The 20,858-nt window shown below is 70.9% G+C and carries 22 protein-coding genes and 1 pseudogene; 13 read left to right on the top strand and 10 right to left on the bottom strand.

What is annotated here, in order from left to right; all coding sequences use genetic code 11:
- The first annotated feature begins 706 nt into the window (after positions 1-706).
- Complete coding sequence (locus AB0M54_RS47090) at positions 707-1,594, top strand: RIO1 family regulatory kinase/ATPase (protein WP_364479728.1); 888 nt, start codon at positions 707-709, stop codon at positions 1,592-1,594.
- A 76-nt stretch (positions 1,595-1,670) separates the two neighbouring features.
- Here AB0M54_RS47090 and AB0M54_RS47085 read toward each other — a convergent pair whose 3' ends face one another.
- Positions 1,671-1,916, bottom strand: coding sequence for a DUF2630 family protein (locus AB0M54_RS47085; RefSeq protein WP_364325030.1), 246 nt, complete (start codon positions 1,914-1,916; stop codon positions 1,671-1,673).
- Positions 1,917-1,948: 32 nt separating this feature from the next.
- Here AB0M54_RS47085 and AB0M54_RS47080 point away from each other — a divergent pair.
- Positions 1,949-2,188 (top strand): annotated as a pseudogene (locus tag AB0M54_RS47080) (class I SAM-dependent methyltransferase); the annotation flags it as partial.
- 15 nt (positions 2,189-2,203) lie between these two features.
- On the opposite strand, the gene AB0M54_RS47075 reads toward AB0M54_RS47080, so the two are convergent.
- A complete protein-coding gene (locus tag AB0M54_RS47075) occupies positions 2,204-2,851 on the bottom strand; it encodes an HAD family hydrolase (RefSeq protein ID WP_364325033.1) in 648 nt (215 codons plus the stop codon).
- 174 nt (positions 2,852-3,025) lie between these two features.
- Here AB0M54_RS47075 and AB0M54_RS47070 point away from each other — a divergent pair, with 174 nt between their 5' ends.
- From AB0M54_RS47070 to AB0M54_RS47045, 6 genes are all read left to right on the top strand, one after another.
- Entirely contained in the window at positions 3,026-3,595 is a 570-nt protein-coding gene (locus AB0M54_RS47070) for a helix-turn-helix domain-containing protein (protein WP_364325036.1), read from the top strand.
- Positions 3,596-3,650: 55 nt separating this feature from the next.
- Positions 3,651-4,529: a TIGR04222 domain-containing membrane protein gene (locus AB0M54_RS47065; protein ID WP_364479725.1), complete on the top strand. Its 879-nt coding sequence runs from the start codon at positions 3,651-3,653 to the stop codon at positions 4,527-4,529.
- Between the two features lie 27 nt (positions 4,530-4,556).
- Positions 4,557-5,339, top strand: a complete 783-nt coding sequence (locus AB0M54_RS47060) for a TIGR04222 domain-containing membrane protein (protein WP_364325042.1) — start codon at positions 4,557-4,559, stop codon at positions 5,337-5,339.
- Positions 5,340-5,415: 76 nt separating this feature from the next.
- Entirely contained in the window at positions 5,416-6,318 is a 903-nt protein-coding gene (locus AB0M54_RS47055) for a TIGR04222 domain-containing membrane protein (RefSeq protein WP_364325045.1), read from the top strand.
- On the top strand, positions 6,315-7,145 hold the full coding sequence (locus tag AB0M54_RS47050) for a DUF692 domain-containing protein (protein ID WP_364479722.1): 831 nt from the start codon (positions 6,315-6,317) through the stop codon (positions 7,143-7,145). Before AB0M54_RS47055 ends, AB0M54_RS47050 begins: the two co-directional genes overlap by 4 nt.
- 92 nt (positions 7,146-7,237) lie before the next feature.
- Positions 7,238-7,657: a hypothetical protein gene (locus AB0M54_RS47045; protein ID WP_364479719.1), complete on the top strand. Its 420-nt coding sequence runs from the start codon at positions 7,238-7,240 to the stop codon at positions 7,655-7,657.
- On the opposite strand, the gene AB0M54_RS47040 is transcribed toward AB0M54_RS47045, so the two are convergent.
- On the bottom strand, positions 7,654-8,130 hold the full coding sequence (locus AB0M54_RS47040) for a cupin domain-containing protein (protein ID WP_364479716.1): 477 nt from the start codon (positions 8,128-8,130) through the stop codon (positions 7,654-7,656). The two genes, AB0M54_RS47045 and AB0M54_RS47040, sit on opposite strands and share 4 nt — an antisense overlap.
- 23 nt (positions 8,131-8,153) lie before the next feature.
- Between AB0M54_RS47040 and AB0M54_RS47035 the strand changes: the two genes are divergently transcribed.
- From AB0M54_RS47035 to AB0M54_RS47025, 3 genes are read left to right on the top strand one after another with little or no spacing between them, the layout of a single operon-like run.
- On the top strand, positions 8,154-8,915 hold the full coding sequence (locus AB0M54_RS47035) for an SDR family oxidoreductase (RefSeq protein WP_364479713.1): 762 nt from the start codon (positions 8,154-8,156) through the stop codon (positions 8,913-8,915).
- The gene (mug, locus tag AB0M54_RS47030) at positions 8,912-9,451 is read left to right on the top strand and encodes a G/U mismatch-specific DNA glycosylase (RefSeq protein WP_364479710.1); all 540 of its coding nucleotides are present in this window, start codon (positions 8,912-8,914) and stop codon (positions 9,449-9,451) included. The genes AB0M54_RS47035 and mug overlap by 4 nt, the downstream gene beginning before the upstream one ends.
- Complete coding sequence (locus tag AB0M54_RS47025) at positions 9,448-9,921, top strand: molybdenum cofactor biosysynthesis protein (RefSeq protein WP_364479707.1); 474 nt, start codon at positions 9,448-9,450, stop codon at positions 9,919-9,921. Before mug ends, AB0M54_RS47025 begins: the two co-directional genes overlap by 4 nt.
- Before the next feature lie 57 nt (positions 9,922-9,978).
- Here AB0M54_RS47025 and AB0M54_RS47020 read toward each other — a convergent pair whose 3' ends face one another.
- The 5 genes from AB0M54_RS47020 to AB0M54_RS47000 form a co-directional block, all read right to left on the bottom strand.
- The gene (locus tag AB0M54_RS47020; RefSeq protein WP_364479704.1) at positions 9,979-10,584 is read right to left on the bottom strand and encodes an SAM-dependent methyltransferase; all 606 of its coding nucleotides are present in this window, start codon (positions 10,582-10,584) and stop codon (positions 9,979-9,981) included.
- On the bottom strand, positions 10,581-12,518 hold the full coding sequence (locus AB0M54_RS47015; RefSeq protein ID WP_364325068.1) for an ABC transporter ATP-binding protein: 1,938 nt from the start codon (positions 12,516-12,518) through the stop codon (positions 10,581-10,583). Before AB0M54_RS47015 ends, AB0M54_RS47020 begins: the two co-directional genes overlap by 4 nt.
- A 67-nt stretch (positions 12,519-12,585) precedes the next feature.
- The gene (locus AB0M54_RS47010) at positions 12,586-13,350 is read right to left on the bottom strand and encodes an enoyl-CoA hydratase/isomerase family protein (protein WP_364325071.1); all 765 of its coding nucleotides are present in this window, start codon (positions 13,348-13,350) and stop codon (positions 12,586-12,588) included.
- On the bottom strand, positions 13,347-13,574 hold the full coding sequence (locus tag AB0M54_RS47005) for a helix-turn-helix domain-containing protein (RefSeq protein ID WP_285681112.1): 228 nt from the start codon (positions 13,572-13,574) through the stop codon (positions 13,347-13,349). The genes AB0M54_RS47010 and AB0M54_RS47005 overlap by 4 nt, the downstream gene beginning before the upstream one ends.
- A gap of 473 nt (positions 13,575-14,047) precedes the next feature.
- On the bottom strand, positions 14,048-15,652 hold the full coding sequence (locus tag AB0M54_RS47000) for an ABC-F family ATP-binding cassette domain-containing protein (RefSeq protein ID WP_364325076.1): 1,605 nt from the start codon (positions 15,650-15,652) through the stop codon (positions 14,048-14,050).
- A gap of 212 nt (positions 15,653-15,864) precedes the next feature.
- Between AB0M54_RS47000 and AB0M54_RS46995 the strand changes: the two genes are divergently transcribed.
- Entirely contained in the window at positions 15,865-16,785 is a 921-nt protein-coding gene (locus AB0M54_RS46995) for a neutral zinc metallopeptidase (RefSeq protein WP_364479702.1), read from the top strand.
- Here the strand turns inward: AB0M54_RS46995 and AB0M54_RS46990 are convergent.
- Positions 16,782-19,334 (bottom strand): hypothetical protein, encoded by a 2,553-nt coding sequence (locus AB0M54_RS46990; protein ID WP_364479699.1) that lies wholly within the window; start codon positions 19,332-19,334, stop codon positions 16,782-16,784. The genes AB0M54_RS46995 and AB0M54_RS46990 overlap by 4 nt on opposite strands.
- A gap of 40 nt (positions 19,335-19,374) precedes the next feature.
- Positions 19,375-20,007, bottom strand: coding sequence for an acVLRF1 family peptidyl-tRNA hydrolase (locus tag AB0M54_RS46985; RefSeq protein ID WP_364325085.1), 633 nt, complete (start codon positions 20,005-20,007; stop codon positions 19,375-19,377).
- 78 nt (positions 20,008-20,085) lie between these two features.
- On the opposite strand from AB0M54_RS46985, the gene AB0M54_RS46980 reads away from it, so the two are divergent.
- A complete protein-coding gene (locus tag AB0M54_RS46980; protein ID WP_364479696.1) occupies positions 20,086-20,760 on the top strand; it encodes a DNA alkylation repair protein in 675 nt (224 codons plus the stop codon).
- The last annotated feature ends 98 nt before the right edge of the window (positions 20,761-20,858 follow it).

The raw sequence follows: 20,858 nt of genomic DNA, 5'->3' as shown, positions 1-20,858 counted from the left end.
TTTTGAGCCTCTCCACGCCGCGGTGATCGGCAGGGTCCACGCCGGGAGTGAGCCACACCCCGCCATCTGGGTGGGCAGCCGAGGCCAGAGAACCCTGCCGGTCACCTCGACCCAGCCCGGCCCGGCCGCGGTCGTAACACCAATCCTCTTAAGTAGCCGAGGACCCGTCCGGGCGGCCGCACGCTTCGCTTCCGCGGCCACCCTCCCGGCGACGTGCGTAAGTGGTTGCCCTCCGGCGCGCCGCGCCGCTCAAACCCGGCGCCGCGCCCTCGCCGACCGCCCTCCCCTGCGCCTCGGCCGCCGCATCCTCGCGCCCTCGCCGCCGGCGCTCTCGCGCCGCATCCCGCGCGCCTCGCCACCGCTTCCCCGCGCCCTCGCCGCGGCATCCCCCGCGGTTTCGCCACCGCTTCCCCGCGCCCTCCGCCGCCCCTAATGGGTGGGCAGGAAGGTAGCCGACGAATGTGACGAACTTCGGCGTTATCCACAGGCCGGAAGTCGCGGCGTTAATTCGGTTGCGCGGGTCTGGGGCGTTGCGGGAGGGTCACTTCGTCCGGCCCGCGAACGCAGGCCAGTTGTCCGGCCCGCCGCCGCGTGGGTCCTTGGTGAGAAGGGGGTGTGAACACATGGCCGTCTTTGTCATTCGCCGTGCCCTTGTTCAGATCCAGACCTTCTTCTCCGAGGAGACCCCGAAGTGCGCGAGCACACCATGCGCCGCGGAAAGCGCAAGTTCGACGACGACAACGAATCCGACTTCCTGAAGTGGGGCGCGGCCGAGCCACGGCTCCAGGAAGACCCTGACCTGCCCCCTGAAGGCGACCACTGGTCGACCTGGGACGGCGCGTTCCACGGTCCCGAACCCCGGCCCGATTGGGTCCGCACCGAGCACGCCGCGGTGGACGCCGAACTCGGCATCCTGAAGACCGGCAAGGAAGCCGACGTCTACCTGGTCCGGCGCTACGTACCGGAGACCGACAAAATCAGCCTGCTGGCCGCGAAGCGCTACCGCGACGGCGATCACCGGCTCTTCCACCGGGACGCCGGCTATCTCGACGGGCGGCGGGTGCGCCGGTCCCGGGAGATGCGGGCGATGACCAACCGCACGTCGTTCGGCAAGGAGCTGATCGCCGGGCAGTGGGCGGCGGCCGAGTTCGAGGCGCTCTCCCACCTCTGGCAGGTGGGCCGGGAGAGCGACCTGATCCGGGTGCCGTACCCGGTGCAGCTGATCGGCACCGAGTTGCTGCTGGAGTTCATCGGCGACTGGGAGACCGGCGAGGCGGCGCCGCGTCTGGCGCAGGTGCGGGCCGGCCGGGACGAGCTGGAGGACCTGTGGCGGCAGATGGTCGACGCGCTGTCCGTCCTGGCCCGGGTGCAGGTGGCGCACGGTGACCTGTCGCCGTACAACACGATGGTCCACGACGGGCGGCTGGTGCTGATCGACCTGCCGCAGATCATCGACGTGGTGGCCAACCCGCAGGGCGCCGACTTCATCGCCCGGGACGTCAAGAACGTGGCGGCCTGGTTCACCAGCCGCGGCGTGCACACCGACACGGAGGGCCTGATCGAGCGCCTACTCCACGAAGCGGGGCTGCTATGAGACCACCAAGCGGAAGATCACGGCAACGTGCCCGGCCCCGGCCACCCAGTCCGAGGTGGCCGAGGCCGAAGCCGCGTCACTGGAGGTAGCCCTCCACCTCCGACACGCTGTGCGCCTGCTCGGCGTTCGGGTCGTTACCCACCTCGCGGGCGGCCCGACGCCGGCGCAGCAGGTCCCAGCACTGGTCGAGCCCTTCCTCGAGCTCCTTGAGCCGGGCGTGTTCGTCATCGCTGCTGATCTCGCCGCGCCCCACCTGCTGGCGCAGCTTGTGCTCCTCGTCGACCAGCTCATGGATCCGGCCGAGCACGGTTTTGTCATCCATGAACCGAAGCCTACTCAGGGAGGATCACCCCGGTGAGCACGCTGTACGAAGGCGCCGCGGAGCACTATGCGAGGGGGCGGCGGGACTATCCGGCGTCGCTGGGCGAGGTGATCCGGGACGCGCTGGGGCTGGACGGGACCGGGCGCCTGCTCGACGTGGGGTGTGGGCCGGGCAAGCTGACCACCCTGCTGGCGCCGCACTTCGCGGAGGCGGTCGGGGTGGACGCCGATCCGGGCATGGTGGCCGTCGCCGCCCGGGAAAGTCCGGAGATCACCTGGCGTCAGCTGTCATCTGGTCGCCATGACCGCGGACAGGCCCTGGATGACGTTGCCGACGACCCGGGTGGGCGCGTAGCGGTTGTCGAGCCAGTCGCGGCCCCGGTGCAGCCAGACGCTGGGCAGGCCCATCGCCGCGGCGCCGCCGATGTCGGCCTCGGGGCTGTCGCCGACCACCCAGGCGCCGCCCAGCCGCATCCGCACCCGCTGCGCCGCCATCGCGAAGATCCGCGGGTTGGGTTTGCTCACACCGGCCTGCTCGGAGATGACCCAGTCGGCGACGTAGCGGTCCAGGCCGGTACGCCGGATCCGGCTCTCCTGCCCCTCGGCCGGGCCGTTGGTGACCACCACCGGCACCCACCCCGCGTCGCCGGAGATCTGCAGGGCGCAGGCGACCAGCGGATCGAGCTTCTCGTAGGCCAGCGGGCCCTCGTGCAACTCCTCGAGCAGGTCGATCGACGGGATACCCAGTTCATACCTGTCCCGGATGGCGTCGGCGACGTCCCAGCGCGACGTCAGACCATCCGCATCAACGGAGAGTAACCAGTCCAACTCGTCCGCCGGCGCCCCGATCTCGTCGAGGAATCCCTTCGCCCACAACCGGAAGGCACCGCTGCGGTCGAGCAGGGTGTCATCCAGGGCAAGGAAGACGAGGGGCACGCGGGCACTTTACGTGAGTGAGTACTGCACCCGACAGCCCACGTGTGTTAACAGACCCCGGTCTGGATGGTGGATTTCGCACCATCAGGACACCCGTCCGGCGCGGAACACGCCGTTTGGCAAGCCGTACGTACGGATTGCATGTGGTGCGACGCCCGTGTCACGATCGACGCCGTGCCCAGGGTGAGCCAGGACCAGCTCGACGCCCGCCGCCACGAGATCCTCGCGGCGGCGCGTGGCTGTTTCGCGCGGTTCGGGTACGAGGGGGCCACGGTCCGTCGCCTCGAGGACGCCACCGGGCTGTCCCGCGGCGCCATCTTTCACCATTTCCGCGACAAGGACTCGCTCTTCCTCGCGGTGGCCGAGGACGACGCCGCCGCGATGGCCCAGACCGTCGCCGACAACGGCCTGGTGCAGGTGATGCGCGATCTGCTCGATCGGGCGGGCGGCGACACGGCCGGCTGGCTGGGCAGTCAGCTCGAGGTGTCGCGGCGGCTGCGCACCGACCCGGCCTTCGCGAAGCGCTGGGCCGAGCGGTCGGCCGCGATCGCCGAGGCCACCCGCGAGCGCCTGGCCCGGCAGCGGGAGGCGGGCGTGCTGCGCGACGACGTCCCGCTCGAGGTGCTGACCCAATTCCTCGAGCTGGCGTACGACGGGATGGTTCTCCACCTGGCCACCGGCCGTCCCCCGGGTGAGCTGAGCCGGGTGCTCGACCTCGTGGAAGAAGCCGTCCGCAAGAGTTGATCGGGCACACCGATCGGGGGAACCCTACCGTTGCGACCGCGGTCACAATGAGGCGGTGACCGACACCTGGGGCATCCCCGGACCGACGTTCCTCCTGTATTTCGTGACGGCCATCGTCGCGGCGTCGATCGTTGCGACCATCGCCCGCCGGATCATCTTCGCCGGCCCGTCCATCGGCGCCCTCGCGCCGCTCACTCCACAGCAGGTGGCCTACCTCAACGGCGGCGCCGACCGGGCCGTCTGCGCCTCGGTCACCGTCCTCCGCGCCGCCGGCGCCCTCGGCAGCGAGGCCGGCGGCGTGATGGCCGCGACCGGATCGATGCCGGCCGGCGCCACCTCGCTCGACGCCGCCATCCACCACGCGGCCGGCCGCCGGACGAAGGCGCAGAACCTCAAGCGCGACCCGTGGGTGGTCCCGGCCGTCGATCAGCTCCGGCAGGGGCTCGAGCAGTACGGGTACGCGACCACCAGCGACCAGCGCGCCACGGCCCGGGTCTGGGCGCTGCTGCCCGGCGGCGTGGTCCTGCTCGGCGTGGCACGCCTCTTCGCCGGCGCCGCGAACGGCAAGCCGGTCGGCGCCCTCCTCCTGCTGCTCATCGTGGCGTTCGTCGCGGCCGTGGTGGCGCTGGTCAAGGCCAATCGGAGGGCCACGTTCTCGACGACCCGGGCGCTGCGCCAGATCAAGACCGACAGCCGCCACCTGTCCCCGCAGATGACGCCGTCGCTGACCACCTACGGCGCGACCGCCGCGGCGATGGGCGTGGCCGTCTTCGGCGCGGCGTCGCTGTACGCGATGGACCCGGCCTTCGCCGCCGAGGCGGAGATCCAGCGGATGGGCGCCGGCGGCCCGCTCGGCAGCGGCAGCGGCGGCGGCTCGTGCGGCGGTGGCAGCTCCTGCGGGGGCGGCGGCTGCGGCGGTGGCTGCGGCGGCTGACTGGCGCCCGCGGTCCACTATAGAAGTGTGACCACTGCCATACTCTGCGTACTCGTCGCGTTGGCTCTGCTGATCGTCCATCATGTGCTGGTCGTCCGGGTGCGGGGCGCCGAGCGAACCCCGGACTGGGCCGAGGCCGCCTACATCCGCGGCGGTCCCCGGCAGGTGGTCGCCTCGGCCCTGATCAGGTTGCGGGCGGCCGGCCGGATCGAGATCGCCGGCGGGGGACCGGCCGCGACCGGCGCCTTCCCGGCCGGGGACGGCCGGCTCGTCCAGGCGGTCTGGCGCGCGCACGGCGACCGGAAGGACGAGGACGTACGAGCCGCGCTGCGGACGGTGCGCGACGAGGTGGCGCGGGCCGGGTGGCACGTGAGCCGGCGCAGCCGGGTGATCCACTTCGGTCTCGGCGCGGTGGCGGCCACGACCGTCGGGTACGCCTGGTGGTACCTGATCACCCACGCCTCCCATACGGCCCCCTGGGCCTTCGGCAGCGTCTTCCTGATGCTGCTGTCGCTGACCACGCTGATCGCGACGGGCAACGTTCCCGGCTCGACCCGGGCCGGTGACCGGGCCGCCGGGCGGCTGGCGGCGAGCAGTCCGGCTGTCCCCGTGACACCGACCCTGGCCTCGTTCGACCCCGCCACCGCCGGACTGCTCGTCGCCCTCAACGGGACCGGGATGTTCTTCCTGGCCGACTACGACTTCGCGAAAGCAGCCGGAGTGCCGAGGCCGGACGACCCGAACAACGGTGCCGAGGGTGGCAGCTGCGGAGGAGGATGCGGAGGTGGCGGATGCGGCTGTGGTGGTTGACGTCCGGCCAGGTCAACCGACGTTTGCAGGCTGCTGCACAATGAGGCCAACAGGCCGTTGAAAGGGGGGTTTCGCCATGGACACCTGGGGCATTCCCGGACCCACGTTCCTCGCCTACTTCGTGGTCGCGATCCTCGCCGCCACGATCGTCGCCGGCATCGCCCGGCGGATCATCTTCGCCGGGCCGTCCGACGGCACCCGGCTGACCCTGGCCCCGCAGCAGGTCGCGTATCTCAACGGGCGCGACAACCTGGCGGTCTACGCCTCCCTCACCGGCCTCCGCGCCTCGGGCGCGCTGAACAGCGGGCCGGGCGGCACCCTGCAGCAGACCGGCCCGATGACGGCCGGACTGACCCCGTTGGACGTCGCGATCTACAACGCGGCCGGCCGCGGCACCCGCACCCGAGACCTGACCAACGACCAGTACGTGCGGTCGGCCCTCGACCAGCTGCGGGAAAACGTGCAGCGGACCGGCTACGCGACCACCAGCGGTCAGCGGTCGATCGCGCGGCTGTGGGCGTGCCTGCCGATCGCGGTGGCCCTGGTCGGCGTGGCCCGGCTGATCGCCGGCCTGCGGAACGACAAGGCGGTCGGCTTCCTGGTGCCGCTGCTGATCTTCGCGGTGATCGTGGCGATCGCGGCCCTGGTGCAGTCCAACCGCAGCTCCACGTACGCGACCGGCAAGGCCCTGAACCGGCTGCGCAAGGACAACCGGCACCTGGCGCCGACGATGTCGCCGTCGCTGACCACCTACGGCGCGGCCACCGCGGCGATGGGCGTCGGCCTGTTCGGCGCGGCGTCGCTGTACGCGATGGACCCGGCGTTCGCCGCCGAGGCCGAGATCCAGCGCCACCTCGGCACCGCGGGCGGCGGCAACAGCGGCTCGTACGACGGCAGCAGCTCGTCCTGCTCCAGCGGCAGCTCGTGCGGCGGTGGCAGCTCATGTGGTGGCGGTGGCGGCGGAGGGTGCGGCGGATGACGACGTTCCTGGCCACGGAGTACGGCGTCGGCGTCGGCTGGCGGCCCGAGATCGCCGGGTTCGTCGCCGAACTGCCCGGCCTCCGCTTCGCCGAGGTGGTGGCCGAGTCGGTGCACGACCACGACGACCTGCCGCCCGGCCTGGCCGAGCTGCTCGCCCGCGGCGTGGCCGTCGTGCCCCACGGCGTGCGGCTGTCGCTGGGCGGCGCCGAACCGGTCGAGCCGGAGCGGGTGCGCCACCTCGCCCGGGTCGCCGAGCGGGTGGGCGCGCCCCTGGTCAGCGAACACATCGCGTTCGTCCGGGCCGGTGGCGTCGAGGCCGGCCACCTGCTGCCGATCCCGCGCAGCCGCGAGTCGGTCGACGCCATCGTCGCCAACGTCAAGCGCACCCAGGCCGAGCTGAGCGTGCCGATCGCCCTGGAGCCGATCGCCGCGGTCTTCGACTGGCCCGACAACGAGCTGGCGGAGGGCGACTTCCTCACCGAGATCCTCGAGCAGACCGGCGCCCTGCTCCTGCTGGACGTGGCCAACGTGTACGCCAACGCGATCAACCGCGGCACCGAGCCGGCCGCGCTGTTCGACCGGATCCCGTTGGAGCGCGTCGCCTACGTGCACGTGGCGGGCGGCGCCGAGCACGACGGCATCTACCACGACACACACACCGACGCGGTGCCGCAGGTGGTGTTCGACCTGGTGGCCGAGCTGTGCTCGCGGCGGCGGCCGCCGGCGCTGATGCTGGAGCGCGACGGCCACTACCCGCCGGCCGATGCGCTGCGCCAGGAACTCGACGCCATCGCCAAGGCGTCCGGCTACCCGGCCGTCACGTGACGACGCCCCACCCCGGTGGTGGCCCAGGACGGTATTCCACGCCGGAACACCGGGGTGACCACGCAGGACAACCCGGCGGGGCGGCAAAGAGCTTGGCCGAACGCCAAGCTGAGCTTGTCGGCACGCTCGCCTCTGGTGCGCCCGTACCCGATGGATTTGATCCTCGTCTGGTCGAGACCGCGCGGGTCGCGCTGCTGAGAAAGCGGGCCGGTGAGGTCGCGAAAGCATGGCCGGCGCTGGCGGCGTCGCACGGCCGGGACTGGTCGCGGACCTTCGCGCGATGGGCGGCGGCGCGACCGACGCGGGGGTCGTTGCGGGACGGCTGGGACCTGGCGCGGGCGGCCGGTGAGCTCCGGGCCGACGCGGCGGAGGAGCTGGCGGTGCGGGAAGCGACCTATGTGTACGACGGAACCGCCGCGCCGCGCCCACGACGGCTCCCGGCCGTGCGACGCGGCGACGGCGGCGTGATCATCCAGGTCGCGGGCCGGCTGCGAATCCTGCGCCGGCCCTAGACCCAGAACGTGTCGTGCCGCAGGTAGAACTCGACGCGCTCCTCCTCGGTCATCTGGGCCGCGGTGCCGACCCGCTCGAAGTAGTCCTCGCGCGGCGCGCCCGGGGCGAACAGGATGAGCATCGACGCCGGCTCGCCCGACTCGTTGCGGAAGCCGTGCCGGCCGCCCTCGGGCACGAAGAGGAAGTCGCCCGGGGTGCCCTCGATCCAGTTCTTGCCGTCGTAGAGCTGGACCGAGCCGGAGAGCACGTAGAACGACTCGGAGATGGACCGGTGGAAATGCGGGTCGGGGCCGCTGCGGGGACCCTTGAAGTCCCAGCGGTAGAGGCCGAACTGCCCGTTGGTGGTGTCGCCGGTGGCCAGGTAGCTGGCGGCGGTGCTCTTGCCGTCGAGCTCGGGCGGTTGCGAGCCGAGCCGCACGGTGGCCGACGCCTCGCCGCCCTCGCCGAGGTACCGCGGTTCTGGATACGACATGCTCCCGAACCTACGCTGGGATCATGGATCTCGGGTTGCATGATCGGGTCTTCGTCCTCACCGGGGCGTCCAAGGGCCTCGGGTACGCCACGGCGGTGGCGCTGGTGGCCGATGGCGCCCGGGTGGTCATCTCGTCGCGGTCCTCCTCGCTCGTCTCGGCGGCGGTCTCACGGCTCGGGCCCCTCGCTCATGGCCTGGCCGCCGACCTGTCGGACTCCTCGACTCCGTTGCAGCTCGTCGACGCGGCTATGGGACATTTCGGACGGTTCGACGGCGCCCTGATCTCGGTCGGCGGGCCGCAGCCCGGGACGGCCGCCGCGGTCTCCGACTCGGCGTGGCGGGACGCGTTCGAAACCGTGTTCCTCGGCTCGGTGCGGGCGGCCCGGGTCTTCGCCACCGCGCTGGCGGCGGGCGACGGCGGCGCGATCGGGCTGGTGCTGTCCCGATCGTCCCGCGAGCCGTTGCGCGGGCTGGGCCTCTCCAACGGGTTGCGGCCCGGTCTGGCCGGCGTCGCCAAGGACATGTCCGACGAGTACGGGCCTCAGGGTGTCCGCTTCGTCAGCCTGCTGCCCGGCAGCATCCTCACCGACCGCAGCCGTGAGATGTTCGAGGCCGGCGGCGACCCCGAGCGTGCTTCTGAGGAGGCGGGTGCGAAGGTTCCGCTGCGCCGCATCGGCACGCCCGAGGAGTTCGGCCGGGTGGCGGCGTTCTGCCTCTCCCCCGCGGCGAGCTACCTGACCGGGATCACGCTGCCGGTCGACGGCGGCGCCCTCCGCGGCCTGTGAAGCCTTCACCCGCGGATCTGGCCGCCGCGGCCGGGAAGACCATCCCCGACGTGGTCGGGCCGGATCTCCGCGTGCTGTTCTCGGGCATCAACCCGAGCCTGTACTCGGCCGCGACCGGCCACCACTTCGCCCGCCCCGGCAACCGCTTCTGGCCGGCCCTGCACCTGTCCGGCTTCACCTCGCGGCGCCTGCATCCGTCCGACCAGGGCGATCTGCCGTCGCTCGGGCGCGGCATCACCAATGTCGTGGCGCGCGCGTCGGCCCGGGCCGACGAACTCTCCCCCGCCGAACTCGTCGAGGGCGGCGCCGCCCTGGCCGCGCTGGTCGCCCGATGGCGGCCGCGGTTCCTGGCCGTGCTCGGGGTGACCGCCTATCGCACGGCCTTCGCCCGCCCGCGCGCCGCCGTCGGCCCGCAACCCGAGTCGTTCGGCGACACCGCGATCTGGGTCCTTCCCAACCCGAGCGGCCTCAACGCCCACTACCAGATCGACCGCCTGGCCGCCGAGTTCACCCACCTCCGGGAGGCCACGTCGTGACCCCACAGATCGTGCAGTTGCTGGCCTCGCCGGTGAGCCGCTTCGTCGGCCGGCCCATCGACGGCCCCGCACCCGCACCGCCGGGCGAGCTGGTGAGCGAGATCCACATCCGGGCCGGGCTGGGCATCGTCGGCGACCGCTACTTCAACAAGCCGGCCCACCGCGACGCGAGTGTCACGGTCATCGCCCAGGAATCCCTCCCGCCGGGCATCGACCTCACCCACGTACGCCGCAACATCCTCACCGCCGGCCTCGACGTGGACGACCTGGTCGGCCGCACCCTCTGCCTCGACTCGGGCCAGGGTCCGGTGATCCTGGAGGTCCGCCGCCGGGCCAACCCGTGCGCCTGGATGGACGTGACGATCGCCCCGGGCGCCTGGCGCAAGCTACGCGGCCGGGGCGGAATCCGCTGTGTCCCCGCCAACGATGGTGTGCTCCGCACCGGCGTCGTGAGCGTGGAGATCCGCTGATGATCCCCCGCCCCGGGCCTGCCCGGATCGCCGCCGCTCGTTGAGATGGACCTCTGATCAGGCCGCGCGGCGCAGGATGTCGAGGACGAACCAGTCGTCGTCGTGGTGGACGATCGGGGTCAGCTCGGGCCGGGCGATCAGCTCGGCGTGCACGTTGAAGCCGTCGTAGCCGCCGGTCGGGGAACGGTCGCGGAAGTGCACGGCCACGATGTCGCCGTCGGGTTCGAGAACGGTGACCAGGCCGTCGAGCAGGGCGGTGAGGTCGGCGGCGGACAGGTAGTAGAGCAGGTCGCCGACGACGATCAGGTCGAACGGGCCGGTCGGCAGGTCGGCCGGCAGCAGCGCGCGGGCCACCTCGACCTGCGGGAACGACGCGACCGCGGCCGCCGCCTGGGCGGCCGCCGCGTCAACGCAGTCGACCGCGAGCAGCGAGTCGCAGCGCGGCGCCAGCAGGCGGGTCAATTCGCCCACGGCGCAACCCGGCTCGTACGCCCGCCGGTAACGCTCACGCGGCAGCGAGGCCGCGGTGACCGCGTACTTGCGCCGGTCGCTCCACTTCGTCGCGTTGTCCCACGGGTCGTCCTTGGCCAGGTAGAGGTTGACGAAGTGTTCCTCGGAGAAGGAAGCAGCCGGCGCGGAGGCGTCGCCTTGAACTCGGGTCACGGCGCAATCTTGTCAGGCACCGGCAGGATGATCGGCTCCGCGTCGCCGGCCAGGGGCGGGGCGGGGCTGTCGGCCACCGCGAACTGGGTGCGGTAGAGCTCGGCGTAGAGCCCGCCCGCCGCGACCAGCTCGTCGTGCCGGCCGCGCTCGACGATCTGGCCGTCGTCCATCACCAGGATCAGGTCGGCGTCGCGGACCGTGCTCAGCCGGTGGGCGATGACCAGCGCCGTGCGGCCGGTCAGGGCCACCGACAACGCCCGCTGCACGGCCGCCTCGGACTCGCTGTCGAGGTGGGCCGTGGCCTCGTCGAGAATCACGATCGACGGGTGCTTGAGCAGCAGCCGGGCAATCGCGATGCGCTGCTTCTCGCCGCCGGAGAAGCGGTAGCCGCGCTCGCCGACGACCGTGTCGAGCCCGTCGGGCAGGCGGCGGACCAGGCCTTCCACCTGGGCGCCGCGCAACGCCGCCCACATGTCGTCCTCGGTCGCGTCCGGAGCGGCGTACCCCAGGTTCTCGCGGATCGTCTCGTGGAAGAGGTGGGAATCTTGGGTGACCACGCCGATCGTGTCGCGCAGGGAGTCGAGCGTCGCGTCGCGCACGTCGACCCCGCCGACCAGCACCGCGCCCTCGGTCACGTCGTAGACCCGGGACGCCAGCATCGACGTGGTGGACTTGCCCGCGCCGGACGGGCCGACCAGCGCCACCATCTGGCCCGGCTCGACGGTGAAGTCGACGCCCCTGAGCACCGGCGCGTTCTCGCGGCGGTCGAGCGTGGCCACGTCTTCCAGCGTGGCCAGCGAGACCTCGTCGGCGGCCGGGTAGCGGAAGTGGACCTGGCGGAACTCGAGGCGGCCGACCCCGACCGGGACGGCGTCGGGCTTCTCGACGATGCCGGGGGCGAGGTCGAGCACCTCGAAGACGCGGTCGAACGAGACCAGGGCGCTCATCACGTCGACCCGGACGTTGCTGAGCGCGGTGAGCGGGCCGTAGAGCCGGGTGAGCAGCAGGGCCAGCGTCACCACGGTGCCCGCCGTCACGCTGCCGGTGACCGCGAGCCAGCCGCCCAGCCCGTAGGTCAGGGCCTGGGCGAGCGACGCGACCAGCAGCATCGCGACGAAGAACGTACGCGAGAACATCGCCTGCTGGACCCCGATGTCGCGGACCCGGGCCGCGCGCTCGCCGAACCGCTTCGCCTCGGTCTCGGGCCGGCCGAACAGCTTGACCAGCAGCGCCCCGGACACGTTGAAGCGCTCGGTCATGGTCGCGTTCATCTTCGCGTCGAGGTTGTAGGACTCGCGGGTGATCTCGGCCAGCCGCTTGCCGACCCGGCGGGCCGGGATGATGAAGACCGGCAGCATGACCACCGACAGCAGGGTGATCTGCCAGGACAGGCTGATCATCACGGCCGCGGTGAGCACCAGCTGGATGACGTTGCTGACCACACCGGACAGCGTCGAGGTGAAGGCCCGCTGGGCGCCGGTGACGTCGTTGTTGAGCCGGCTGACCAGGGCGCCGGTCTGGGTGCGGGTGAAGAACTGCAGCGGCATCCGCTGCACGTGGTCATACACCCGGGTGCGCAGGTCGAGGATGATGCCCTCGCCGATGCGGGCCGAATACCACCGCTGGGCCAGCGAGAGGAACGCGTCGACCACGGCCAGGCCGGCGATCAGCAGCGCGAGCCGGATGACGGTCGAGCCGGCCGACGGACCACCGCCGGTGATCGCGTTGACGACGTGGCCGGCCAGCACCGGGGTGGCCACCCCGATCACCGCGGCGAGCACCACGGTGACGAGGAACACGGTGATGTCGGAGCGGTAGGGCCGGGCGAACTCGACGATCCGCCGGGTGACGCCCGCGCTCAGCTTGTGTTTGCTGACGCCCTCGGCCTTCTCGATCGAGCGCAGCATCATCCAGCTGTTCATGGGGCTTGTCATCGGTCACCTCCCGGGGGTCAGACCTCGAGTCTGCCCGCCGGGTACGACAACTTTGCGCCCCAGGGCCCTATTCCGCCAGGTCGGCCAGCCGCCGGGTCTGCGCCTCCCGCTCCGCGCGGTCCTGCTCGGCGTAGGTGCGGGCGCCGGCCCCCGTGATCAGCGCCTTGATCTCGGCCACCGCCCCCCGGTCGGCGGCCAGGATCGCCGCGGCCAGGTCGTCGACCGCCGCGCCCAGTTCCGCGCCGGGTACGACCGCCGTGGCCAGGCCGAGGCGATCGGCCTCGTCGGCCGCGACGCGCCGCCCGGTCACGCAGATCTCCAGCGCGCGGGACGGGCCGACGAGCTCGGTCAGGCGTTTGGTGCCGCCCAGATCCGGGACCAGTCCCAGGCTCACCTCGGCCATGGAGAACCGCGCGTCGTCGGCCAGCACCCGCATGTCGCAGTTGAGCGCGAGTTGAAAACCCGCGCCGATGGCATGGCCTTGCACGGCCGCGATCGTCACCCTCGACGGTTCACGCAACCACGTGAACGCGGACTGGAACCCGGCAATCCGTTCCGCGCACTCGTCCGCCGGTAAGCGCGCCAGATCGGCGAGTGAAGAATCGCCGTCGCCACGCGCGGTCGACAGATCGAGGCCGGCGGAAAATGCGCGTCCCGCTCCCCGCACAATGACGACTCGCACCTCTCCCGGCAATTTCCGGGAAATGTTGCCGAGCTCGGCCCACATGGCCGGAGTCTGCGCATTGAGCACGTCGGGCCGCGACAGGGTCACCGTCGCAATCGGCCCGTCCTGCCGATAATCGACCCCGGCGTCGTTGCTGCTGGTCGTCACGCCTTCTTGCGGCGGCGAGCACCGCCACGCTGGCGAAGCTGCACACCCGACTCGGTGAGCACTCGATGCACGAATCCGTACGACCGTCCGGTCGATGCGGCCAGCGCGCGAATGCTCTCACCGGATGTGTAACGCTTCACCAGGTCCTTGGCGAGCGTCTGCCGCTCGCTTCCGACGATTCGACGACCCTTCTCAGTGCTGGTTGCTGTGCCCGTGGCTGGCATCTTGAATCCTCACGTCCCAGACTGTGCGGTTCATACGGTCTCACCTATTAGAGCGCCTCGGACGATCATGCGCCAGGCATCTCGCCCTCCCCAACGTGCCCAATTACCACTGTCAGGAACTTGACGACGAGCAAGCGCATCAATGTCAGACGGTTAGCCGAGAGGCGCTTGACTACGGGAATGCACAACGGCCTCCGCTGCGGAGCGTGATCATGCTCAACCCTCAAGACCCACGATCACCAGCACAAACATCGACCAAGACCCACTAGCCCCAAGGTCACCGTGCGTCGATGTCTCGCTCACCGAGCGCCGTGATCCACTGACCGAACGGGCACAGCGCCGGCGATGTTAGCGCTCACCAAAATGACCGATGCCCTGTCGGTTCTGACCGTTGGCGGTCAGAAGTCGCACAGGCTGTGCGACGCCCGGTTGACAAAGCCAAACGCGCAGTGATCGGGATCAATTGGGACAGATCACGCCAACTCGACCAGCTCGAGCAGGTCGTCGCTCCACGCGTCCTCGTCGCCGTCCGGCAGCAGGATCGCCCGATCGGGCTTCAGCGCCTGCACCGCGCCCGCGTCGTGGGTGACCAGGACGATGGCGCCGGGATAGTTGGCGATCGCGTCCAGCACCTGCTCGCGGCTGACCGGGTCGAGGTTGTTCGTCGGTTCGTCCAGCAGCAGCACGTTCGCGCCGGAACAGACCAGCGTGGCCAGGGCCAGCCGGGTCTTCTCACCGCCGGAGAGCACACCGGCCGGCTTCTCGACGTCGTCGCCGGAGAACAGGAAGGCGCCCAGGATCTTCCGCAGCTCGGTGTCGGTCTGCTCGGACGCGGCGCTGCGCATGTGTTCCAGCACCGTGCGGTCGACGTCGAGCGTCTCGTGCTCCTGCGCGTAGTAGCCCAGCCGCAGGCCGTGCCCCGGGCGCACCTCGCCGGTGTCGCTGTCCAGGATGCCGCCGAGGATGCGCAGCAGGGTCGTCTTGCCGGCGCCGTTCAGGCCCAGGATCGCGACCCGGGAACCACGGTCGACGGCCACGTTCACGTCGGTGAAGATCTCCAGCGAGCCGTACGACTTGGACAGCCCGGCCGCGGTCAGCGGGGTCTTGCCGCACGCGGCCGGCTGCGGGAACCGGACCTTGGCGACCCGGTCGCTGGTGCGTACCTCGTCCAGACCGCTCAGCAACCGCTCGGCCCGCCGGGCCATGTTCTGCGCGGCCACCGTCTTGGTCGCCTTGGCCCGCATCTTGTCGGCCTGCGCCATCAGGGCGCCGGCCTTCTTCTCGGCGTTGGCCCGCTCGCGGCGGCGCCGCTTCTCGTCGGTCTCGCGCTGGTCGAGGTAGGTCTTCCAGCCGACGTTGTAGATGTCGACCATCGAGCGGTTGGCGTCCAGGTACCAGACCTTGTTGACCGCGGCCTCCAGCAGCGCCACGTCGTGGCTGATCACCACGAGCCCGCCCTTGTGCTGGGCCATGTAGCCGCGCAGCCAGGTGATCGAGTCGGCGTCGAGGTGGTTGGTCGGCTCGTCGAGCAGCAGGATGCCCTTGCCGTTCTGGCCGGAGTTCTGGAACAGGATGCGGGCCAGCTCGATGCGGCGCCGCTGACCGCCGGACAGGGTGCCGATGGTCTGCGCGAGGGCCCGGTCGGGCAGGCCGAGGTTGGCGCAGATCCGGGCCGCCTCGGCCTCGGCGGCGTACCCGCCCAGGCTGGCGAACTGGTCCTCCAGGTTGCCGTAGCGCCGGATCAGCTTCTCGTCGCTGCTCTCCTCGAGCTGCACCTCGAGCTTCTGCATCTCGGCCAGCAACACATCAAGACCGCGGGCGGAGAGTACGCGGTCACGTGCGGTCACGTTGAGATCACCGGTACGCGGGTCTTGTGGCAGGTAACCGACCTCGCTGGTGCGGGTGACCTCACCGGCGAACGGCTGGCCCTCACCCGCGAGCACCTTGAGGGTGGTGGTCTTGCCGGCGCCGTTGCGGCCGACCAGGCCGATCCGGTCGCCCGGCTGCACGCGCAGCGTGGTCGGGCTGATCAAGATGCGTGCGCCCGCGCGGAGTTCCAGGCCGGTGGCGGTGATCATGGTTGAGACTCTCGCTCTCAGAGGTCGAAGGCTGTTTTAAGGCACGCGTAGGCACCGGACACCCAGGTCGGGAGGCCGGTGTGGGGCGGTCAGCCTTGACAGAGCTTCACGGCCGCTAGTCTACCGGGCGGCCGGTGACACCTCCCAACCGATTAGTTCACAAGATCATCGGGTACACCGCTGCCACCTGCGTAAGCGCGAATGAGGGTGAGATGGAGCTCAACGAAAACGCCCGGGTCGACACGAGTCAGATCGACGACCAACGCGGCTCCGGCGGTGGCGGGGGCGGCGGCATCGGCGGCCTGCCGATCGGAGGCGGCGGCATCACCGGCATCATCATCAGCCTGCTGCTCGCCGTGGTCGGCGGCTACTTCGGCATCAACCAGATCAGCGGCGGTGGCGGCGAGCCACAGACCGGGGACAACACCAGCCTGTCCCAGGAGTGCTCGCAGCCGGACGCGACCGAGAAGCTCGACTGCCGCAACGCGCTCTACGTCAACTCGATCCAGGACTACTGGGTCGAGGCGATGCCGGAGGCGTTCGGCGACCCGTACAAGCCGGCCAAGACGGTGTATTTCGCCAACCGGGTGAGCACCGCGTGCGGCGCCGCCGACTCCGGGGTCGGGCCGTTCTACTGCCCCGGGGACGACCGGGTGTACATCGACCTCACCTTCTACAAGCAGCTCGCCGACCAGCTCGGCGCGCCGGGCGAGTTCGCCCAGCCGTACGTGCTGGCCCACGAGTACGGCCACCACATCCAGGACCTCACCGGCACCGAGGCCACCATGCGCCGCCAGCAGCAGCGCGACCCCAGCCAGCAGAACGCGCTGAGCGTCAAGCTCGAGCTGCAGGCCGACTGCTACGCCGGGGTGTGGGCCAAGAACGCCACCGGCACGGACGACGGCAGCGGCCAGAAGATCTTCACCAGCATCACCGACCAGGACATCCAGGAGGGCCTGGACACCGCGGCCAAGATCGGCGACGACACCCTCCAGCAGCGCGGCGGCGGCACGGTCAACCCGGCCGAGTTCACCCACGGCACGTCGGCGCAGCGCCAGCAATGGTTCCGCACCGGCTTCGAGTCGGGCAGCGCCAAGTCCTGTGACACCTTCAAGCAGGGAGCGGTCTCCTAGACGATCTCGGCCTGGATCCGGCGGAGCTGTTCGACCGCGACCGCCGGATTCACGCCGACCATCCGATGGACCTCCGTCATCCCATCGGCCAGCCGTACCCGCGCCGCCACCTCGCGCGGCATGAACAGATCCAAGACGGTGGCGAAGTACAGGAAGACCGCGGCCACCGGCGGATGGGAGCCGACCACCTCCGCCGCCTCGCGCAGACCCTCCCCGCTGGCGGTGGGCCAGCTGTCCGCCGCGAACAGGGCCGGCAGCGGTGGTTCGAGGTCGGGTGACGCCTGCTGAAACGCCCGCTTCACGGCCTGGACCTCCAGCTCGACCAGCCGCTGCGTCATCAGCGATAAGGCGGTCGGCCCGGAGGATGTCCGGTGTTCGTCGAGCATGGTGCGGGCCACCCGGAGGACATCACGGGGCATCCCGCCGGCCAGACAGTGACACAGGATCCAGAACTCGTCGGGTACGCCCGCCACCCGGTTCCGGAGCAGCTCGACCGAATCGGCCACCGCCAAGGCCCTCAGTCGCACCACGTGGTCGAACGCGCTGTCGAACACGGTCCTGATCCGTACCACCCGTCGCTCGAAGCCGGCCAGCGCCTCGTCCGAGAGCGAGACCAGGAAGACACAGTGCGGCACGCCGAAGGCCGCCTTGATCTCGTTGACGAACTGCTCCGCCAGCCGCGGGTCGGCGATCCGGTCGGCCTCATCGATGGCGACCAGCAGCTTTCCTCGCCCGTCGGTCTCGCCGTGCCACCAATCAGCCACCGCGGTCGCGAAGGTCCGGTATTCAGCCACCAACTCCGGGAGGCTGAAGGGCTGCTCCGCCCATTGATCGGCCCGCCTCAGTCCCACCTGCATCGGCCCGCGGCCGGCGCCGACCGAACGTTCGGCCGAGACGGTCTGCAGAAATCGGGTCCGACGCAGCCGTTTGGCGGCCTCCGCGGCGAGGGCGACCTCCTGCCGTCGTACCGCCGGCCGCAACCACCGCGCCAGGACGAACAGCGCGACGCTCACCGCCAGATATGTCGCCGGCAACTCGGGGAACGACAGGTGGTCGGCCAGCCGCTCGCGTGCCCCTGCGAAAGGGATGACCAGCAGACAGACCTTGGCCGCGGTGCGCAACGCCCAGACGAGAAGGCGACGGGCCTGCGACCACAGCCGGCCGAACAGCGAACGTGATCGCTGGTTCCCCAGGCGATCGAGGACGGTCTGGCACAGCCGGGCATAGAGGTGCAGCAGGAAGTCGCGCGGTTCGTACCGGACCGGAGCCGAAACCAGGACGCCGAGGGCCCCGGTGTCCTGGGCGTCGACCGTCGAGCGGAGGAGGGTGGTCTTGCCGACACCGCGAGACCCGCTGATCGCGACCGCCCCGACGCCGAGGTCGAAGACAAGACCGCGGAGCTGTTCGGCCTCCGAACGCGGCACCACCTGGTCGGCTGACAGCACCGCGAAGCCCGGGGCGCTGCGGATGTTCAACGTCGGCGGAGGCCGGGAGTTCGCGATCCTGGTGTATTCGTCCCGAAGCCGCTGACGGATCATCTCGGTGAGATCGCGTCGCCAGGATCGGTAGGCGCGCCGGCGCCGGCCCGCCGAGGTGACCAGACCACGCACCAACGCGATCATCACAATGACCAGAGCACCGAGCACGGCGTAGAAGTCGACCGCGGGCAGGGCGGAACCCGCCATCGCGGCGCCCCAATGCACCCGCTCGGTCAAGGGTTGGAACGAGCCCTCGCGCAGGGCCTCCAGCAACGCCCACAACACACGGACCAGATCGGGCACGATCAGGGCGACCGGCGCCAGCAGAACGGTGAAGAACACCAGCCGCCCCATGGACGATGAGGCACGTGCCCGTACCTCCGCGGTCGCGTCGTAGATGTCCTCCTGCTCACGCATCGCGTGGCTCACGATCGTCGGCCAAGGCACGTCGAACGCCGCGCTCAGGGCGAGAAACTCCGGAGTCAGCCGCAACCCCTCGGCGAGAGGCAGGCATCGGCCGCGATGCCGGTCGAGGATCTCGTCCCCGATCAACTCGGCCGCCTGGTCGAGCAATCGGTCGGCGGACATCGCCTTCCACACCGGTCGTCCCGCCAGCGCGGTCCACCGGCCCAGCCCGATGCGATGCCGACCGGCGACCACCGCGACACCCACGAGCGGGGGTTCCTCCGGTTTGTCAACGACCATGGCGGCCGCGGGCCGATGGATCGGCACGGTCAGCCGGACCGGGTCGCCCGGAGAGGGCAGGTTGCCGGGAAGCACCCGCATCCTCGTGCGCACGACCAGGTCCGGCTCGGCGCAGTCGATCGTCACCTCGGCCAGCTGGTACACCGCCATGTCGGTCAGCGACACCCGCCGGATCTCACCGGCCATCTCGACGTGTGCACGTGCCTGGAGGAAGAGCAGGATTCGACAGAGGACCGCGCACACCAGAAATACCAGGGCGACCACTGCGAATGTCCATCCGGCCTGGACGGCGGCCGCGCCCAGGAACGCGGCGACGAGCACGAGAACGATGGTGAACGCGCCAAGGAGAAATCGGGCAGCGGTCACCTGACGATCTCATCGGTGATGAATCGGGCCCGCAATCGTCCTATGGGTCCTTGACGAGCACGCGTACGGCCCGGGCCGCGGCGATGGCGTCCACCAGGACGGCGTGCCGCGGCTCGGGCACGTCGAGGAACCGGTCGGCCCGGACGGCGGCCAGCGGCGCCAGGTCGCGGCCGGCCAGCACGGCGTCCACCGCCGACCGGTCGCCGCCGGTGATCAGCGCGGCGAGGTCGCGTACATGAGGAAGAAGAACGCGCTCCGCGATGCCGGCGCCGTCGGCCGTGGCCGCCTTGGCCTGATTGTCCCGGCGACGCGCGAAGCGCTGTTGCGACCATCCACCGGCCGCGGTCCGGCCCTGCACGTAATGCCGGTCGACCTTGGAGACGGTGAGCTCGGCGCCGGTCGCGACACCGACCGCGATCGCACCCTTGCGGGCAAGGAGCAGGCCGAGCGTGCGGGGCGCGGCCGCGGTCAGCAGAAGATCGGCGAGCTCGGGTACGTCACCCGCGCCCGGCGGCGCCTCGAAGGTGGCGACGGCGCCATCCGACGCGGTCACGGTCAGGCCGCCGGTGGTGTACGACCCGTGCCGCGTCGCGAAGTTGTGCAGCCACCGCTCCAGCCGCTCGGGGGCGACATCCACCCACCGCCCACCTCCCGCCGCCGGCCGCGCACTCATGCCACCCACCCTACGGTCGGAGGAACCGCCGGGTCGCGAACCCGGGCGGCCCGGGCGGGAGTGGCATGATCGGTTTTCATGAGCGACGTCGCCGACCGGGTGCTGGCCCGCCTCGTGCCGGACTTCGAGCAGGAGGCCGACCCGGGGCGCGCCGAGGGGCAGCAGGCCTACATGCGCGACCAGTTCCCGTACCTCGGGCTGACCCTGCCTCAGGTCCGCAAGCTCAGCAAGATCGTCATGACGGGTCTCCCCCGCCCGGGCCAGGACGATCTGCGCGCCATCGTGCTGCGGTGCTGGGACCTGCCCGAGCGGGAGTTCCAGTACTTCGCCTGCGAGATCCTGCGCGGCGACGCCCTGGACCCGGAGTTCCTGCCGACCCTGCGCACCCTGATCACCACCAAGTCGTGGTGGGACACGGTCGACCCGCTGGCCACCCGGGTGGTCGGCGACCTCGTGCGGGCCCATCCGGCGCTGGCCACGACGATGGACGCCTGGTCGGCCGACGACAACCTGTGGCTGGCCCGGACGGCGATCCTGCACCAGCTGCACTGGGGCACGGCGACCGACACCCGGCGGCTGTTCTCCTACTGCACGGCGCAGGCCGGCCACCGCGACTTCTTCATCCGCAAGGCGATCGGCTGGGCGCTGCGCCACTACGCCCGCACGGATCCGTCGACCGTGCGGGCCTTCGTCGACGCCCACCGCGACGTGCTGTCCCCACTGTCGGTCCGCGAGGCCACCAAACACCTCTGACCACTAAGCGGGTAGGCAAAGGTTCGGTACATAACTGGTGATGGGCTGTCAGCGAACACGCTCAGCGAGAGGGACATACCAACGAAAAGACCCCGTCG

The sequence above is a fragment of the Actinoplanes sp. NPDC051470 genome, from assembly GCF_040682035.1.
GTDB lineage: Bacteria > Actinomycetota > Actinomycetes > Mycobacteriales > Micromonosporaceae > Actinoplanes.
This window is presented reverse-complemented; position numbering and strand designations above follow the sequence as displayed.